This is a genomic window from Mesorhizobium sp. M7A.F.Ca.CA.001.08.2.1 (assembly GCF_003998455.1).
Classification (GTDB): Bacteria; Pseudomonadota; Alphaproteobacteria; order Rhizobiales; family Rhizobiaceae; genus Mesorhizobium; species Mesorhizobium ciceri.
The window spans coordinates 1-334 of sequence record NZ_RZPW01001506.1 but is presented as its reverse complement, the minus strand read 5'-3'; the positions used below and the strand labels follow the sequence as shown (position 1 = coordinate 334).

Here is a 334-nt window from a genome sequence, read left to right as displayed (position 1 = left end):
TCGACCGGCGCCACAGGTGCAACCGGTGATACCGGAGCAACTGGCTCGACCGGATCGACAGGTTCGACCGGCTCTACTGGGGCAACAGGTTCGACCGGATCGACTGGAGCAACAGGCTCTACTGGAGCAACCGGCTCGACCGGTGATACCGGAGCAACTGGCTCGACAGGTTCGACTGGAGCAACAGGTTCGACTGGGGCGACCGGTTCGACCGGCGCCACAGGTGCAACCGGTGATACCGGAGCAACTGGCTCGACCGGATCGACAGGTTCGACCGGCTCTACTGGGGCAACAGGTTCGACCGGATCGACTGGAGCAACAGGCTCTACTGGAG

Annotated in this window: 1 protein-coding gene; it reads right to left on the bottom strand. The window is 63.2% G+C overall.

Features of this window, described 5'->3' with window-relative positions; translation table 11 throughout:
- A partial coding sequence (locus tag EN914_RS38660) for a DUF4573 domain-containing protein (protein ID WP_164779322.1) occupies positions 1–334 on the bottom strand: 334 nt, incomplete at both ends.